Origin of the sequence: Bradyrhizobium sp. UBA2491 (assembly GCF_002341725.1) — a bacterium.
Lineage (GTDB): Bacteria > Pseudomonadota > Alphaproteobacteria > Rhizobiales > Xanthobacteraceae > Bradyrhizobium.
The window spans coordinates 5,566-22,979 of the sequence record NZ_DDOP01000068.1 but is presented as its reverse complement, the minus strand read 5'-3'; the positions used below and the strand labels follow the sequence as shown (position 1 = coordinate 22,979).

Below are 17,414 nucleotides of genomic sequence, written 5' to 3'. Positions count from 1 at the left end.
TATATTTCGCGGCGAGGCGAGCATCGCGCAGATGCCCGGCCGCGCGCGTCGGAATCTCCGTTCAGTTGCCGTCTTGCCGCGCCGCACGCCTGACGTTGCTGTGTCGTTGCGCCGCAGGCAATCTGTCAGCTTGTTGTAAGGTTGTTACAATCTTTACCCAGATTGCCGCCCGGCAATGACCGGGTCATCCCGGTAATAAGTTACTGGGGGCGTTACGTGAAATCCGAGTTTTTGAGCCGCGCAAGCCGGCTTGCGCTGGCTATGTCTGCGACGTCTTTGGGGTTCTCCTGTCCGGCACTTGCAGCAAGTTTCAGTACACCACCCAACAGCACGACGGCGCAGACCGTTTCCAACAACGACACCGGCTCGGTCGCCGCCGGCAGCAGCCTGTCGGTGACTGGCACGGCGATCAGCTGGGTGACCGGCCTCGCATCACCCGGCGTCGTCATCACCAATAACGGCACGATCTCGGCGACGTCGCGCGGCATCGATACCTCGTCCAGCGCCATCAGCGGCAATCTCACGCTGATCAACAATGCCGGCGCGGTCTTCACCGCGGCCAACGATGCATTCCGGATCAATGGCGGCCTGAGCAGCGGCACCGTCACGGTCGACAATTTCGGCACCATCCAGGCGACCAGCAACGGCCGGGTGTTCGATTTCGTCAACGCGACCTCGAAGACCACGGTGTTCTCGATCACCAACGAGAGCGGCGGTACGATCAAGTCTTCCGGCAGCGACGTGATGCGGATCGGCGGCGGTACCACCACGATCACGAATTCGGGCCTGATCGACGCGACCACGACGGCAGGCTCGCGCGCGATCCGTGCCACCACCAATCTCGACAACGTCGTCTCGCTGTCGATCGTCAACAAATCAGGCGCGACGATCCAGTCGGCGGACGACGCCATCCAGATCAACGGCTCCGGCTCGACCAACAGCACCACGACCGGCAGGTTCTCGATCGACAATGCCGGGACCATCCGCTCGGCGACCGGCCAGGCGATCGACTTCGACAATCTCACCTCGACGGGCGCGACGGTTCAGATCACCAACCGCGCCGGCGGCCTGATCACCGCCGACAATGCCGACGCGATTCGTCCCGGACAGAACTTCACGATCGACAACTACGGACAGATCATCGCCAACTCGGCGCCGGTCCCCGCCGACCGGCCCGGAGCCGATGCGATCGATCTGCAACTCGGCCATTCCGGCACCGTCAACAACTATGCGGGCGGGCTGATCTCGGGTGCCAAGAACGGCACGTCGGGCGACGTCGGCAGCAACATCACCGTCAACAACTACGCCGGCGCGACCATCATCGGCCGTGACGGCGCCGGCGTCGGCTCCGGCGGCAACGCCAACGTCATCAACTACGGCACCATCACAGGTGCGATCGACTCGACCTCGGCGCGGGGCGATGGCGACGGCATCGATACCGACTTCGTCCTGACATTGACGAACTACGGCACGGTGCAGGGTACCGGCGCGAAAGGCTATGATGCGGGCGGCCGGCTCAACAACAGCGAGGGCCTCGCGATCGGCGGCGGCACCATCCGCAACTACGGCCTGATCAGCGGCGCCGCGGCAGGCATCGTCGTCAACAACGATTCCAATCCCGACAATACACGCGGCGGCACGGCGGCGCTCGATCTGGTCAACTATGCCGGTGCCACCATCGTGGGCAACAACAGTTACGCGATCCGCTCGGAGAACAAGACCGGCACTGCCGCCGACAACGACAGGATCGTCAATTACGGCACCATCATCGGCAACGGCACGATTCCCGATCCGAACGGCGTCACGTTGTTGCAGAACGGAACGCCAGATCCGGGTTCGGTCGGCACGCTCAACGGCGTGACCTATACCGGCACCGGCTCGACGCGCTTCATCCGCGGTGACGGCGCCGCGATCCAGACCGGCGAAGGCAATGACGTTCTCTCCAATTACGGCACGATCATCGGCAACAGCGGACGCGCGATCAGCATGGAGGGCGGCGACGATACGCTCAATCTCTACGGCGGCTCCAGCATCGTAGGCCGGATCGACGGTGGTGTCGGCACCGACACCATCAACCTGTTCGGTCCGGGATCCGGCACGCTCTCGAATGTGATCAATTTCGAGGTGCTCAACGTGCAGGGCGGCGTCTGGACGATCACCGATGCGCAGAGCTACCAGAACGGCGCCACCGTCGGCTCCGGCGCCACGCTCCTGGTCAATGGCTCGCTGGGCAATGCGGTGACCGTGAATGCCGGCGGCACGCTCGGCGGCAATGGCAGCGTCGGCAACCTGCTGATCAACGGCGGCACGCTGTCGCCGGGCAATTCGATCGGCACGCTGACGGTGCAGGGCAGCCTCACCTTCACCGCGGCATCGACCTATCTCGTCGAAGTGTCGGCGGTAGCTTCCGATCGCACCAATGTCACGGGCGCGGCAACGCTCGGCGGCGCCACGGTCAACGCATCCTTCACCGGCAACACCTTCCAGAAACAGTACACCATTCTCAATGCGGCCGGCGGCGTCAGCGGTACGTTCGGCGGTCCGGTCAACAGCAACCTGCCATCGAATTTCTCGTCCAGCCTGAGCTATGACGCCAACAACGTCTACCTCAACCTCGCGCTGAACTTTGCCGCGACCGCGAAGCTCAACGGCAATCAGGCTGCGGTCGGCAATGCGATCGCCAGCGCCTTCAGCCGCACCGGTGGCATCGCTGCCGCGTTCGGCGCGCTGGCACCGGCGGGGCTGACGCAGGCATCGGGTGAACTCGGCGCCGGCTCGCAGCAGACCACGTTCGACGCCATGAACATGTTCCTCGGCGTCATGACCGATCCCTTCGCCGAGGGCCGCGGCGGCGGCATCGCCGCCAATGGCGGCGCATCGCAATTCGCCGACGACGCCATGAGCTACGCGTCGACCGGCCTGTCGGGTGCGAAGGGCGCGCGCGACGCCTATGCCGCGATCTCCCGCAAGGCGCCGGCGGCGCAGACCTTCGAGCAGCGCTGGAGCATCTGGGCTGCCGGCTTCGGCGGTGGGCAGAACACCGACGGCAACACAGTCACCGGATCGAATTCGACCGCTAGCCGGATCTTCGGTGTGGCGGTTGGTGCGGATTACCGGATCGCTCCCGAGACGGTCGCGGGCTTCGCACTTGCCGGCGGCGGCACCAACTTCACCGTGGCCAACGCGCTCGGCGGTGGACGTTCCGACCTGTTCCAGGCCGGCGCCTTCATCCGGCAGGGATTCGGCCCGGCCTATCTCTCCGGCGCACTGGCCTATGGCTGGCAGGACGTCACCACCGATCGCACCGTGACGATCGCCGGCGTCGACCGGCTGCGCGCGCAGTTCAATGCCAATGCGGTGTCGGGACGGATCGAAGGCGGCTATCGCTTCATCACGCCGTGGCAACTCGCGCTCACGCCCTACGCCGCCGGACAGGTCACGAGTTACGATCTGCCCGGCTATGCCGAGCAGGTGCTGTCCGGTTCGAGCGCCTTCGCATTGGCCTATGCGGCGAAGACCGTCACCGCCACGCGCAGCGAACTCGGCGTGCGCAGCGACCGCTCGATCGCGCTACAGGACGGCGTTCTCAGCCTGCGCGGACGCCTTGCCTGGGCGCATGACTACAACACCGATCGCGCCGTTGCCGCGACCTTCCAGTCGCTGCCCGGCGCGTCCTTTGTCGTCAACGGCGCGGCGCCGGCAAGCGACGCAGTCCTCACCACCGCGACGGCGGCGATGAACTGGACCAGCGGCTGGTCGGCAGCACTCACCTTCGAAGGCGAATTCTCCGACGTCACCTCGTCCTATGGCGGCAAGGGCGTCGTCCGCTATACGTGGTGATGGAGACAAGGTCCGCGCACGGTTGCTGTTCAGCCATTGGCCGGACGTGCACCGTGCGCGAACAGCTCGGCAATCGCCGCGATGTCCTGCTCATCGTTCCAGCGTGCCCCGGGCGCGAGGATGAAGCGGCCAACCAGGTGACCGACGTTCAATGAAAGGAACATGCGCGCGAGCGCAGCGGCGTCGAGGTCCGTGCGCAGCTTGTTCTCGCCCTGCAGTTTGACCAACAGTGCGACGAGTGGCTTCCAGGCCGCAGACTGCCATTGCTTGCCGAATTGCTTGCGCACGGTCTCGTCGCGCAGCAATTCGACCAGCAGCAGCCGCGTGAGTTCGGTCGCCTTGCCGGTCGCCTGCATGCGTTCGTGCAGCAGCGATCGGTGCCAGGCCACCAGACCGTCCTGAGCTTCGCCGATCGCCTGACGCAGCGCGTTCAGGGATGCCGGCGCCAGTTGCGCAATCACGGCCTCGCGCATCACGGCTTCGACCAGCCTGTCCTTGCTGGCGAAATGCTTGAACAGCGTTCGCTCGGTGGTGTTGGCGGCTGCGGCGATCTGCCGGGTGGTGGTCTGTCCGACGCCCTGCCGGCCGAACAGCTCGACTGCCGTCCAGAGGATGTCGAGGTGCTTGGTTGGTGCCGGTCCGCGCCGTGCGGATGATCTTTCGCTCATAAGCAACTGTATAGCAGTTGCTTGATCGTTGGAAAAAGATATAGTATTTGCTATATAGTTTAAATCCGAGAGCAAGACGCGATGTCCTCGTTGCCCCTGATCCTCGATCCTTCCGAGCAACGCGACTATCAAGCGTATCCGGCGAGCCACGCGCGTCCGGCCGAGCCCTCGCTCGTGCCCTGGCCGATGAAGCCGATGGGATCTGCCGAATGCGGCGCCGAGCGGCTGGCCGACGGGCGGCTGTCCTACTGGATCCGCCACCAGATCATCAAAGGCGTGACGCCGCGTATGCTGGTGTGGTGGTTCTCGCATCTCGAAGGCGATGTGATCGTCGGCAACAAGCGGATCAATCGCTACCGTGCCTGGCATCCTTACGATCACGTCCATGCAAGCTACGCGCGACGGCTGCCTGATGGCTCGATCGGTCCGGGCGCGCGGATCCGGTTACGCGAATATCTCGGCGCCAACGCGCGCTATGCGGTCGATACCGTGACCACCATCGAGAAGCTCGATGAAGACGGCTTCATCCATCATCCGACCGTCCACGGTATTCGCGGCGTCGTGTGCATGGAATACAGCTTCACCCGCGTGAGCGAAGGCACGCGATATGAAAATCGGCTTCTGGTGGGTGCTGCGGAGGGTTGGATGCGGCTGATCAATCCGCTGATCCAGCGCTTCGGCTTCGATCACGCCCACGGGCTTGCGTGGCTACGGCACAACATCGAGGAGGTCGGATTGTTCGAGCATTTTTTGCCCGACCTGTATCGTCACGAAACCGGCGACGGCGAATAGCGCGGGCATCGCAGGGCAGGACGCATCGCCCGGTTCCAACGCATGGTTAAGAACGCCTGAAATCATTCAGTCGAAATGCGTTGAAGAGTCTTTAATCAAATTCGCAGAACCTCCGCGCCATGACGCGTGGAGTTCGTTTGTATCTCGTCGGCTCCCTTGTCCTTGTGTCGTTGGCTGGTTGTGGCCGCGGTCTGTTCCAGACTGCCGAGCGTGAACCGTGGCGGGCCGAGGCTGAGGCCGCATGCCTGAAATCCGGTGCGGTCAAGGAAAGCGCCGACCTGGTCCGCATCGATCCGATCTCCGGCCCCGGCGTTTGCGGCGCCGAGTTCCCGCTCAAGGTCGCCGCACTCGGCGAAGCCAGTTCAGCTTACGGATTTGCCGACGACAGCCTGCGTCCGCCGGCGTCGGTCGGCAATCAGCCGCGTTGGCCGATCAACCGGCAGCCGAGCCCGCCGCCCGCGCAGGGGCCATATTCCGATCAGGCCGTCGGCCAGCCGAACTATGGCAGTCAGCCGAGCGGGCCGGTGTCGCTGTCGGCGCCCGGCGTGCCACCGCAGCAGGGCGAGATCGACCTGCCGCCCGATGGCTCGCCCGATGCGCGCGGCGAGCGACCCTATTATCCCGGCCTGCCTTCCAATCCGCAGCGTGAGGGCGCGGCCGCGCCGTATTCACCGGCGCCTTATTCGCAGCAGCCGCCACGGCTCGGTCCGTCGGGCGGCAATCCGGTGATGGCGGTCGGCCCGGTTGCGGTGAAGCCGGCGGCGACGCTGGCGTGTCCGATCGTCTCGGTGCTCGAGCGCTGGCTCGCCGATTCCGTGCAGCCGGCCGCGCAGCGCTGGTTCGGTGCGCGCGTCGTCGAGATCAAGCAGATCTCGGCCTATTCCTGCCGCGGCATGAATGGCAATTCGCACGCGCATATCTCCGAGCACGCCTTCGGCAATGCGCTCGACATCGCGGCGTTCACGCTCGCCGACGGTCGCCGCATCACGGTGAAGGATGGCTGGAAGGGCTTGCCGGAAGAGCAGGGTTTCCTGCGCGACGTGCAGGCCGCTGCCTGCCAGCACTTCACCACGGTGCTGGCGCCGGGCTCCAATGTCTACCACTACGACCACATCCATGTAGACCTGATGCGCCGGGCCAGCCGGCGATTGATCTGCCAGCCGGCCGCCGTCTCCGGCGAGGAGGTCGCGGCGCGCGCTGGCGGCGGACGTAACCCCTATGCAACGCGCGAACCTTATGTCACAGGATCGCTTGGCGGCAGAAAGCCGGCTCCGCGGGGTAAAGCGGGGGGCAGCGAAGAAGACGAATTCGCCGACGAATAGGACGCGTCTGATACCCGTATTTTTACTGGGTGGCGCCGTGCAAACGGTAGCCATTTTCTTGTTGCATATGCTCGCTGAGCCGGGCGCACCCGGCTGATTTCTGGGGGATAGCTTTGCAAGACGCGCCGATCATTCTCGTCATCGAAGACGATCGTGATCTTCAGATGATGGTCGAGGACGCCCTGAGGGATGGCGGCTATGAGCCGGCGATCGCGGGCTCCGGCGAGGAGGCGTTGACGCTGCTGAAGGCGTTTCGCACCAAATACAGCGCACTCGTCACCGATATCCGCCTGCTCGGCCGGCTCGACGGCTGGCGTGTGGCGCGTGGTGCCCGCGAGATCGATCCGTCGTTCCCGGTGCTCTATATCACCGGCGGCGGCGGCGACGAGTGGCCGACCCGGGGCGTGCCGGATAGCGTGCTGTTGAACAAGCCGTTCTCGCCGGACGAACTGGTCGCGGCCGTGGCGAAGCTGGTCAAGGGCGGCGCACAGGCCTGAGCGCTTTTTGATCGGCCCCTTGCGTGGTGCCAGGGTACGCAGCAGGCGCTTATTCCATCTCTATAAGATCACGAAGCAACCCATCTCGCATTCATACGCGCTCGTGCTCATGTTCGCGCCGGGTATTCCTGCGGACGACATCCGCGGCAGCCGGAGAACGAAGATGACGACCTACCGCGCCTATATCGTTGGACCGCACAGCCGATCGATCGGCGTCGTCAACATGGATTGCAGCGACGACGATGCGGCGATCACGTCGGCCAGCCGTCTTGTCGATCATCACGATATCGAACTGTGGCAGATGGACCGGCCTGTCGCCAGGTTCGAAGCCGAGTCAAAGCAGGTGTTCCGCAAGTAGCTCCGCTCGCCGGGTGTCGCGCCGCGCAATTCCTGATGATAGATGTTAGTTTCGTCATCAACAGGGATATCAGATCATGGCTTCGGAGAAGGTCGCACTCGTCACTGCGGGCGGCAGCGGCATGGGCGCGGCGGCGGCGCGGCGGTTGGCCGCCGATGGGTTTCGCGTCGCGATCCTGTCGTCGTCCGGCAAGGGCGAGGCGCTGGCCGGCGAACTCGGCGGCATCGGCTTCACCGGTTCGAACCAGTCGAACGACGATCTGAAGCGCGCCGTCGACGGCGTGATGGCGCGCTGGGGCCGCATTGACGCCCTGGTCAACAGCGCCGGCCATGGCCCGCGCGCCGGCGTCTTAGAACTGACCGATGAGCAGTGGCACACCGGCCTTGACGTGTATCTGATGAATGTGATCCGCCCGACGCGTCTGGTCGCGCCTCACATGCAGGCGCAGAAGTCGGGGGCGATCGTCAACATCTCCACGGCCTGGGCGTTCGAGCCGAGCGCGATGTTTCCGACGTCGGCCGTGTTCCGCGCCGGGCTCGCCGCGTTCACCAAACTGTTCACCGACAGCTACGCCGCCAGCAATGTCCGCATGAACAACGTGCTGCCGGGCTGGATCGACAGCCTGCCGGAAACCGGCGAACGCCGCGACAGCGTGCCGATGAAGCGCTACGGCAAGGCGGAGGAGATCGCCGCGACCATCGCCTTCCTCGTCTCCGACGGCGCGGGCTACATCACCGGCCAGAACATCCGCGTCGATGGCGGATTGATGCGGTCGATCTGAGGCCCTCAATCTTCCGGGCAAGAGTTGGCGTTAACGACGCTTGGCGATTTCCTGCCTGGGCAAAATCGGTTCGGAGTTTATTAAAATCTGCTGGTTACCTCCGCCGGATAGAGCAATCCGGGGAAAGATATGGCCAAGCGGGCAAAACGTGGAAAGACAGAAGCGCTCGCGCTCCCGGTGGCTGGACGAGTAGCAGTTGGCGTCATCGCCGCTGCCGCCCTGGGGTACGGTTTGCTGTCTCGTCCGGCCAGCGTTCAACCGGTACGCAAGCCGTCCGCGCAGCAGGCTGCGGCGCCGTCAACGCCAGCTCACATATCAACTCCGGTTCGTGTCGCAGCCTCAGTTCCGGCTCCGGTCGCGGCACCGGTGTCGGTTCCAGCCCCGGCCCCGGCGCCTCTGGTCGAGCCGCCCAAAGCCGCTGATGGTCCCGGAAGATTTGCTCGGCAGGTGGTGGACTACGCCAGTCGCCAACCGACCGGCACCGTCATCATCGATACCGGAAACACATTCCTCTATCTCGTCCTGAACGACGGCCAGGCGATGCGCTACGGCATCGGTGTCGGCCGAGAAGGTTTCACATGGTCCGGTGAACAGACCGTGGCCCGCAAGACGGAATGGCCGGATTGGCGCCCGCCTGCCGAGATGCTCGTGCGTCAGCCCTATCTGCCACGATTCATGGCGGGCGGTCCCACCAACCCGCTCGGCGCCCGGGCGATGTATCTGGGTGATACCGAATATCGAATTCACGGCACCAACAAGCCCGATACGATCGGGAAGCGGGTGTCGTCCGGCTGCATCCGGCTGACCAATGAGGACGTCTCGGACCTCTATGATCGGGTGAAGGTCGGCGCGAAAGTGATCGTGCTCCCGGCAACCTCGGCTCGTCGACCATCCCAGCCAGCGCCCGACGCCGCGCTGCGATCGCCTGACCAGACATCGCCGCCGAACCGGCCCTCGGCAACCAACGCGCAGATGCCGTCATCCGGACCGAAGGTGGCCGAGGTCCAATAACTCAATTCTCTGTCCTCGGTCCGCAACCGAGAACAAGCGGCGCCTCGTGCAGATCCGCTCGCGGCCGAGCCACACGTGTCTGAGCTCTGCTCGACTGACCGATGACATCTGGTGCCGGACGGACTTGGACGTCCACTCCGCATCCGCAGCAGTCAATTCAGTCCCGCGCGGCGAAAGCCCTCCAGATAGCGCTGGCGGTCTGCGTCCAGCTTGATCGGCATTTGGCTCGCGATCCAGGCTAGCGAGATGTTGGGCTGCGCGCGTCGAAGCTCTTGCAAGGAGGACTTGGCCACATCGCCTTGTCCGGCCATACCCGCGGCCGCGGTCAGCACCCGGTGCGCACCAACGAAATCATCGCGCTGACGGACGGCTTCACGCGCGAACCTCATCGCCTCATCATAGTTGCAGCCGAGAAATTGGGCGTAGGAAGCAATGCCACAGTAGACAGCTGAAAACGGATCGCGCGGGCTCAGCCGCAGCGCGCGCCCTGCGGCCAGATCGCCTTCTTCCCAGCGGCCGCTATAGCACAGCGACAGGCCGAACATCCCCTGCGCAAATGCGAAGTTCGGATTGAGCCGCAACGCCAGTTCAAGTTCCGCCAATGAATCGTCGAAGCGGCGAACAAAGAGATAGGCATAACCCAGGGCACTGTGAGCCCACGGATCCTCGCTGTCGGCGCGAATTGCGGCTTTGGCCAGCCGCTCCGAGATTTCCGTTGCCGGAGCCATTTCCTGCCAGCCCATATGAGCGGTAAACATATAGCTCGTGGCGAGCACCCCCAACGCTTGCCCGTAGTTTGGATCGATCGCGATCGCTTTCTCCAGCAAGGCCTGCGCGACCAGATTGTCCTGACGCGTCACCCGCCAGTAATGCGACAGCGCTCGCATCACGAGGTCCCAGGCATCCATGCTGTCCGGGGGCTTGCGTCTGGCACGAAAATTCTCCGCGGCAAAGAGCTGCGGTTCGATCGCCGCCACGATCGCTTCGGTGATCTCGTCCTGCACCGCGAAAACGTCGGCCAAGTCGCGATCATAGCGCTCGGCCCAGACGTGACTGCCGGTCGTCGCGTCGTTGAGCTGCACCGTGATCCGCACACGATCGCCGACCTTACGCACGCTGCCTTCGACCACATAACCGACGCCAAGCTCGTCGGCGATCTGCTTCATGTGGACTGACTTGCCCTTGTAAATGAAGGACGAATTGCGCGCGATGACAAAGAACCAGCGCAGCTTAGACAGCGCGGTGATGATGTCCTCGCTGATGCCGTCGGAAAAATAGTCCTGCGCCGGATCGTCGGTCATGTTGGTGAAGGGCAATACGGCGATGGCGGGCCGGTCAGGGAGCAGCAAGGCGGGGCGTGGCCGCTCGTGACCCTTCTCAGCCGGCTCGGCACGCGCCGGTTGACCTGTCTCCGAGCTGTGTACCTCGCCGACGAAGCGAAAACCCTTGCGCGCAATGGTGCGGATCAGTTTTTGTTCTTCTCCACTGTCGCCAATCGCCTTGCGCGCGGCGGTTATGCGACTGGTCAAGGTGGAATCCGACACAATTCGGCCGCCCCAAATCGAGGCGAGGAGATCGTCCTTGTTGACGACGCGATCGCGGTTCTCCACCAGGTAAACCAGCAGGTCGAACACTTGCGGTTCCACGGCAACAGCCTCGGTGCCGCGGCGCAGCTCCCGAAGGTCGGTATCAAGTCGATGATCCGAAAATCGAAATAACACGTCGCCGTCCTGCTGCCTGCCAAGTCAACCGGCTCGCGAAATAATCACGCCTATCTCACGGAAAAATCAAGGACCGGACAAGGCTTTTCGGTCCCGGCCTGGTCATGCTGCGCGCTTTCCAAATCGCAATCCCTTTGCTCCCGATGGAGGAGACCATGACCCAGATTATCCAGAACGCCGACACGGATCGAGGCAACGTCGTCGGACGAATTATCGCGTTCCTCTATGGCGTCGTCGCCTACGTCGTATTCTTCGTCACATTCCTCTACGCCATCGGTTTCGTCGAAAATTTGCTGGTGCCAAAGACGATCGACAGCGGATCGACAGGACCGACGACGGTGGCGCTCATCGTCAATCTGGTGCTGATGTCCATCTTCGCCGTTCAGCACAGCGTGATGGCGCGTCCGCAGTTCAAGAGATGGTGGACAAGATTCGTTCCTCCTCCCGTCGAACGCACCACTTACGTCCTGCTGGCGAGCCTGGCGCTCGCGCTCTTGTTCTGGCAATGGCGGCCAATGCCGCAGGTGGTGTGGCAGATCAGCGACGCGCGTATTGCGACGGCAATGACTTGCCTGTCATTCGTCGGCTGGCTGATCGTGTTGACCTCGACGTTTCTTATCAATCACTTCGAGCTGTTCGGACTGCGCCAAGTAGCGGTCAATCTGGTCGGCCGCGAGATGCCGGCGCCGCGCTTTCGTACACCGCTATTCTATCATTTCGTGCGGCATCCAATCTATCTCGGATTCATCATCGCCTTCTGGGCGGCGCCGACCATGTCCGTCGGCCATTTGTTGTTCTCGGCGGTGACGACGACATACATCTTCGTCGGCATCTGGCTGGAGGAGCGCGACCTGATCGGCGTCTTCGGTGACGAATATCGCCGCTATCGAGAGCGTGTGTCGATGCTGCTGCCATGGCGCAAATCCACCTAAACCGTTGGGGCCTCGGGAGAGCTGCATTGGACGGCAATTCCTGCGCGCCTCCTGTCGGCGCCTGAGGGCAGCAAAGCAATATCGCACAGATGCGGCGCCACCGGATTGCTTGGCAGAGTCTGTCATCGGGCGCGCATTTGCGCGGCCTCCTGCTCGCAAGCACGGGAAAGCGGATCGGGTGCCAGCGGCGGCTCCCGCAACTTGGCCCGCGGCCAAGCCACTTGCGTCTACGCGCTGCGCGTTTCGTTCCAGGCCGCGCGTGTCACAATTGCGGCGACCTCGGATTGCGTTTGTCGTGATGACAAACTGAAAACGCAGGACTAGCCTTCCGTCAAATCAAAACATACGGGAGGATTGGCATGCCAGACGCAGCAGTTGCAGCACGCGCTTCGGACTCCACGCACAGCGGGACCACGCAGCAAGTCGACGTCGCCGTCGTCGGCGCCGGTTTCGCCGGTCTCTATCTGCTGCATCGTCTGCGCAAGGCGGGCCTCTCGGCCGTTGCGCTCGAAGAGGGCGCCGATGTCGGCGGCACCTGGTACTGGAACAGGTATCCCGGCGCGCGCTGCGACATCCAGACCATCGACTACAGTTATACTTTCGATCCCGAGCTCGATCGGGCATGGACCTGGTCGGAGAAATACGCGACCCAGCCGGAGATCCTGCGCTACCTCGGCTTCGTCGCCGACCGCTACGATCTGCGCCGCGACATCAGGTTCGGCACCAAGGTCACGCAGGCGACGTGGGACGATGCGAGCGAACGCTGGCTGATCGCGACCAACAATGGCGCCAACGTCTCGTGCCGCTACTACATCATGGCGACCGGCTGCCTGTCGTCGCCGAAGCCGCCGGAGATCGACGGCGTCAAGAACTTCAAGGGCGAGATCTATTTCACCGGCCGCTGGCCGCATCAGGGCGTCGACCTCAAGGGCAAGCGCGTCGCCGTGATCGGGACGGGATCGTCGGGCATCCAGTCGATCCCGTTGATCGCCGAGCAGGCCGCGCAACTCACCGTATTCCAGCGCACGCCCAATTTCGCATTGCCGGCGGGCAACGGCCCGGCACCTGAGGATCGCAAGACGTTCTTCGAGAGCGATCGCGCGGCCTATCGCGAGCAGGCGCGCCAGTCGATGGCCGGCGTACCGTATCCGCAGCAGACGGTTGTGAGCTGGCAGCTGAGCGATGCCGAGCGCCGCGAGCGCTTCGAGAAGGCGTGGGCGGCGGGCGATCTCGTCCACATCCTGAGCCAGCTCTGGGCCGATCAGGCCGTCGATGTTGACGGCAACAGGCTGGTCGCCGACCTGATCCGCGAGAAGATCGCGGCCGCGGTCAAGGATCCGGAGACGGCGGCGGCGTTGGCCCCGCACGATCATCCGTTCGGCGCCAAGCGGCCCTGCCTCGATACCAACTACTATGCGACCTATAATCGTCCGAACGTGACGCTGGTGAATCTGCGGCAGGAGCCGATCAAGGCGATCACCGCGAATGGCATCGTGACCGACAAGCGCAGCTTCGATGTCGACGTCATCGTGTTCGCCACCGGCTTCGATGCGATGACCGGCGCGATCATGGCAGTGCATCCGATCTCCGGGCGCGGCGGCAAGTCGCTGTCCGATGTCTGGGCGCATGGACCGCAGACCTATCTCGGCGTCACCGTCGCGGGCTTCCCCAATCTGTTCATGATCACCGGCCCCGGCAGCCCGTCGGTGCTGTCGAACATGGCGGTGTCGATCGAGCAGCATGTCGACTGGGTGGTCGAGCGCATCGCCGCGCTGCGCGACGCCGGCTTCACCACGATGGAGGCGACCGAGACCGCGCAGGCCGGCTGGGAGCGCCACATGGCCGATTGCGCGACGCTGACGCTGCACCGGCTCGCCAACACCTGGTACACGGGCGCCAACGTGCCCGGCAAGCCGCAGGGCGTGATGCCCTACACCGGCGGTGTCGGGCCATATCGCAGCATCTGCGACGAGGTCGTCGGCCGCGGCATGCTCGGTTTCAGGCTCTCGGGCCCCGGTGTCACCGCGCAGTGCAATGACGGCGAGGTCGTGCGCCTGCAACCGGATGTGCGACTGGTGCTGAACATGCTCGGCGGGATGAACCTGCCGCCGATCGAGACGATGGGCGCGCAGGGCGCGCGCGATTTCCTCGCCGAGTTCAACAAGGGCCGTCCGGCGGGACGGCCGGTCGGCGAGGTCGGCACCGGCGTGCTGCAGGGCGCCGACGGCCCGCTGCCGTACAAGCTGTACCGGCCGGCGACGCCGGGGCCGCATCCGATCGTGGTGTATTTCCACGGCGGCGGCTGGGTGCTCGGCGACGAGCTGTCGGACGATCCGTTCTGCCGCGACCTGTGCCGGCGCACCGGCATGATCATCGTCAGCGTCGGCTATCGCCACGCGCCCGAGCATCGCTTCCCGGCGGCGGCCGAGGACGGCTATGCGGCGACCCGCTGGATCGCGGCCCACACCGCCGAGCTCGGCGGCAGGGCAGGGCCGGTGCTGGTCGCGGGCTGGAGCGCCGGCGGCAACATCGCGGCCGTCACCTGCCAGCTTGCGCGCGATCGCGGCGGGCCGGAGATCGCGGGCCAGCTCCTGATCTGTCCGGTGACCGACAGCACCTATGATCGTCCGTCCTATATCGAGAACGCGATCGGCTATTTCCTGACCCGCGGGCTGATGTTCTGGTTCTGGGACCTGTACTGCTCGCCAGCCGATCGCACCGATCCGCGCGCAGCACCGCTGCGCGGCAAGCTCGAAGGCCTGCCGCCGGCATTCATCGCCACCGCGGAATTCGATCCGCTGCGTGATGAGGGCAATGCCTATGGCGACGCGCTCGCCAAGGCTGGCGTCAAGGTCGAGCAGCTCAAGGGCAACGGCCACTTCCACTCGTCGTTCGTGATGGTCGACGTCATCATCACCGGCGTCGGCGGCCGGGTGAAGATGGCAAAAGCGTTGCGTCGCTTCGCCGGACTGCCCGAGGAGCTGGAGCAGGACAACGTCGCGGCGCCGAAGGTCAACGCGGCGGCGAACTAAAGCATGATCCGGAGAACTGCGAAGTGGTTTTCCGAAAAGATCATGCGCAAACATCATGTCGGCCGCCTGACGGCATTCGTCAGGCGGCTTGATTGTTCTCGTTCCATAGCCAGCCGGACAATGCGGTCGCAAGCGCGGCGCCCAGCAACTGGGCCATGATGAATCCGGCGACTCCATTGAGTGCGATACCCGCGAACGTGTTGGAGAGCGCGCGAGCGACTGTCACTGCGGGATTGGCAAACGATGTCGAGGCGGTGAACCAGTAGGCCGATGTGATATAGAGCCCGACGGCGTAGGGCGTCGCTGCTGCGTTTCGCGCGGTGCATCCGAAGATCACCAGCAGCAGGCCGAATGTTGCCACCGCCTCCGCGAGCCACTGACCCGGGCCCACGCGTTGGGTCAGCGAGAGTTGCAGTATCGAAAGCTCGAACATCGCATGCGCAAGCCATACTCCGGCGACGCCGCCGGCAACCTGCGCAGCGACGTAGGTGCAGGCTGTGGTCCGGGATACCTCGCCGCGCCAGGCAAATGCGAGCGTCACGGCCGGGTTGAAGTGTGCTCCGGAGATTGGTCCAAAGATCAGGACGAGGACGACGAGGATGGCGCCCGTCGGAATCGTGTTGCATAGCAAAGCGAGCGCGATGTTTCCGTCCGCGAGCTTGTCGGCCATGATTCCGGAGCCGACGACGGCCGTGAGCAGCAGCATCGTGCCGAGCGATTCGGCGACGAGCTGGCGGCCACGCGACGGCATCAGCTTGCCTGACGGTCCGCCGCGGCAATCCGCGCGCCGTCCTCCTTGACGAAGTCGGAGCGCTGCGGTGGGAGGAGGGCGATGACCTGCTCCGATGGTCGGCACAGCCTCACGCCGTGCGGCGTCACGACGATCGGGCGGTTGATCAGGATCGGATGCGCCATCATGGCGTCCAGCAGATCGTCATCCGAAAGCTCCGGATTTCCGAGCCGAAGCTCTGGGAACGGCGTGCCCTTTTCACGCAGCAACATGCGTATCGGGATTCCCATCCGCACAATCAATTGCTGAAGCAGCGCCCGCGACGGCGGTGTCTTCAGGTACTCGATCACGTGCGGTTCGATGCCGGCATTGCGGATCATGCCCAGTGTGTTGCGCGACGTGCCGCACTCCGGATTGTGATAGATGATGACGTCCATCATGCCTGTCCGTCAGCAGCAGGCGGAGGATTTGGCTTCCGGCTTCGGCGCGCAGCAAGCGACCGCCTTCTCATGCGCGACGCGTGCGCGGTTCTCACCCGTCCCGTCGCCATAGGTCGTGCTCTCGCCGGTGGTATGGAACGTCTCCCAGGCGATGCCGGCCGGATCGTCGATCCAGGATTTCTCCGAGTTGGCATAGCAGCAGGCAGTCTCGCCCTGCTCAATGATGTCGCCGCCGGCGTCCCGCAACCGCGCGTAGACTTCATGCAGCTCTTCCGTGTTCTCAACCTGAATGCCGAGATGATCGAGACCGGGCTGTCGGCCACGGGTCGAGATCGCGAAATTCACCCGTGGATCCTCCAGCATCCATTTCGCATAGTCGGTCTTGAGTACCGAAGGCTTGGATGCAAACAGCGCCGAATAGAAGCCAACCGACTTCGAGATATCCTCGACGGAGACGTGAACGTGCAGGCGCTTCATGGCATTTCCTTTCAAGCCGGCGTTTTGACGCGCTTGCGCGCAGGTTTACAGGTACTGGCGGGCGCGCAGGGAGCGCCGCCGCAACAATTCTCGGTCAAGAAGGCGAGCAGATCGTTCATGGTCTCGAACCGCGCGGCGTAAATCATCGAACGGCCTTCGCGACGTACCGTCACCAGGCCGGCAGTTCGTAGCCGATCGAAGTGAAAGGTCAGCGTGTTGGGTGCAAGGTCGAGCGCCTCGGCTATGGCGCCGGCTGGCATCCCGCCGGGGCCCGCCTGCACCAGCAGGCGGAATACATCGAGCCGATTGTCCTGTGCGAGCGCGGCCAGCGCAGCGACAGCATCTGTTATTTTCATATTTCAACGAATATCGAAATATACCTCGGCCGTCAAGCGAGGCTGGACGGGGACGCTCGGCATCTTCCGCTCGACACGTGTTGCTCAATCGACACGACGGGCAACTCAGCGAAACGCGTCAATCCCCCGGTGGAAAAATACTTCGGTTTATCAGTAGCCCAACTCAGTGTATGAATGACCCGTCTCGCCCGACACGAGGGGCGCTTCGCGGTCGTCACGAACGTGGGTCGAGATGCGGTGGACGTGGATTGCGCAGTCGACGAATGCGCAAGAAGCGGACGGTGAAGTCGTGTGGTCCTGACGCCCCAGTGGCAGGTGTCTCTCGAATTGCGCGGTGCGCATTGCGGAGACGGTGACAAACAAGCCAAGTCTCGCCGGGGAGAGCACGAAGTAAGCCGTAACCCATCGCGCAGGGAAAGCCGGGTTGTTCCCGGTTACACCTGTGGTCCTACCCCCG

15 protein-coding genes are annotated in these 17,414 nt (G+C 64.0%); 9 read left to right on the top strand and 6 right to left on the bottom strand.

Features of this window, described 5'->3' with window-relative positions; translation table 11 throughout:
- The first annotated feature begins 261 nt into the window (after positions 1-261).
- On the top strand, positions 262-3,840 hold the full coding sequence (locus B2W55_RS23330; RefSeq protein WP_081725941.1) for an autotransporter outer membrane beta-barrel domain-containing protein: 3,579 nt from the start codon (positions 262-264) through the stop codon (positions 3,838-3,840).
- Between the two features lie 29 nt (positions 3,841-3,869).
- On the opposite strand, the gene B2W55_RS23325 is transcribed toward B2W55_RS23330, so the two are convergent.
- On the bottom strand, positions 3,870-4,583 hold the full coding sequence (locus B2W55_RS23325) for a TetR/AcrR family transcriptional regulator (RefSeq protein ID WP_291532286.1): 714 nt from the start codon (positions 4,581-4,583) through the stop codon (positions 3,870-3,872).
- 6 nt (positions 4,584-4,589) lie between these two features.
- Here B2W55_RS23325 and B2W55_RS23320 point away from each other — a divergent pair, with 6 nt between their 5' ends.
- The 6 genes from B2W55_RS23320 to B2W55_RS23295 all read left to right on the top strand — a co-directional run bounded on the left by B2W55_RS23320 (position 4,590) and on the right by B2W55_RS23295 (position 9,269).
- Positions 4,590-5,300, top strand: a complete 711-nt coding sequence (locus B2W55_RS23320) for a DAPG hydrolase family protein (RefSeq protein ID WP_024580019.1) — start codon at positions 4,590-4,592, stop codon at positions 5,298-5,300.
- A 119-nt stretch (positions 5,301-5,419) separates the two neighbouring features.
- Positions 5,420-6,622, top strand: a complete 1,203-nt coding sequence (locus tag B2W55_RS23315) for an extensin family protein (RefSeq protein WP_024580020.1) — start codon at positions 5,420-5,422, stop codon at positions 6,620-6,622.
- Between the two features lie 113 nt (positions 6,623-6,735).
- Entirely contained in the window at positions 6,736-7,119 is a 384-nt protein-coding gene (locus B2W55_RS23310) for a response regulator (protein WP_024580021.1), read from the top strand.
- A 163-nt stretch (positions 7,120-7,282) separates the two neighbouring features.
- Positions 7,283-7,477, top strand: a complete 195-nt coding sequence (locus tag B2W55_RS23305) for a hypothetical protein (RefSeq protein ID WP_063830184.1) — start codon at positions 7,283-7,285, stop codon at positions 7,475-7,477.
- A gap of 76 nt (positions 7,478-7,553) precedes the next feature.
- Positions 7,554-8,258 (top strand): SDR family oxidoreductase, encoded by a 705-nt coding sequence (locus B2W55_RS23300; RefSeq protein ID WP_024580023.1) that lies wholly within the window; start codon positions 7,554-7,556, stop codon positions 8,256-8,258.
- A 129-nt stretch (positions 8,259-8,387) separates the two neighbouring features.
- Positions 8,388-9,269 (top strand): L,D-transpeptidase, encoded by an 882-nt coding sequence (locus tag B2W55_RS23295; RefSeq protein WP_024580024.1) that lies wholly within the window; start codon positions 8,388-8,390, stop codon positions 9,267-9,269.
- 152 nt (positions 9,270-9,421) lie between these two features.
- On the opposite strand, the gene B2W55_RS23290 is transcribed toward B2W55_RS23295, so the two are convergent.
- Complete coding sequence (locus B2W55_RS23290) at positions 9,422-10,990, bottom strand: winged helix-turn-helix domain-containing tetratricopeptide repeat protein (protein ID WP_024580025.1); 1,569 nt, start codon at positions 10,988-10,990, stop codon at positions 9,422-9,424.
- A 155-nt stretch (positions 10,991-11,145) separates the two neighbouring features.
- On the opposite strand from B2W55_RS23290, the gene mddA reads away from it, so the two are divergent.
- Together mddA and B2W55_RS23280 are read left to right on the top strand one after the other, a co-directional pair.
- Complete coding sequence (gene mddA, locus B2W55_RS23285) at positions 11,146-11,922, top strand: methanethiol S-methyltransferase (RefSeq protein WP_024580026.1); 777 nt, start codon at positions 11,146-11,148, stop codon at positions 11,920-11,922.
- Between the two features lie 359 nt (positions 11,923-12,281).
- The gene (locus tag B2W55_RS23280; protein WP_024580027.1) at positions 12,282-14,954 is read left to right on the top strand and encodes a flavin-containing monooxygenase; all 2,673 of its coding nucleotides are present in this window, start codon (positions 12,282-12,284) and stop codon (positions 14,952-14,954) included.
- Between the two features lie 79 nt (positions 14,955-15,033).
- Here B2W55_RS23280 and B2W55_RS23275 read toward each other — a convergent pair whose 3' ends face one another.
- From B2W55_RS23275 to B2W55_RS23260, 4 genes are read right to left on the bottom strand one after another with little or no spacing between them, the layout of a single operon-like run.
- Entirely contained in the window at positions 15,034-15,705 is a 672-nt protein-coding gene (locus tag B2W55_RS23275) for an aquaporin (protein WP_024580028.1), read from the bottom strand.
- The gene (gene arsC / locus B2W55_RS23270; protein WP_024580029.1) at positions 15,705-16,121 is read right to left on the bottom strand and encodes an arsenate reductase (glutaredoxin); all 417 of its coding nucleotides are present in this window, start codon (positions 16,119-16,121) and stop codon (positions 15,705-15,707) included. Before arsC ends, B2W55_RS23275 begins: the two co-directional genes overlap by 1 nt.
- A gap of 12 nt (positions 16,122-16,133) precedes the next feature.
- Positions 16,134-16,601, bottom strand: a complete 468-nt coding sequence (locus B2W55_RS23265) for an ArsI/CadI family heavy metal resistance metalloenzyme (RefSeq protein WP_024580030.1) — start codon at positions 16,599-16,601, stop codon at positions 16,134-16,136.
- 11 nt (positions 16,602-16,612) lie between these two features.
- Complete coding sequence (locus B2W55_RS23260) at positions 16,613-16,957, bottom strand: ArsR/SmtB family transcription factor (protein WP_024580031.1); 345 nt, start codon at positions 16,955-16,957, stop codon at positions 16,613-16,615.
- Between the last annotated feature and the right edge of the window lie 457 nt (positions 16,958-17,414).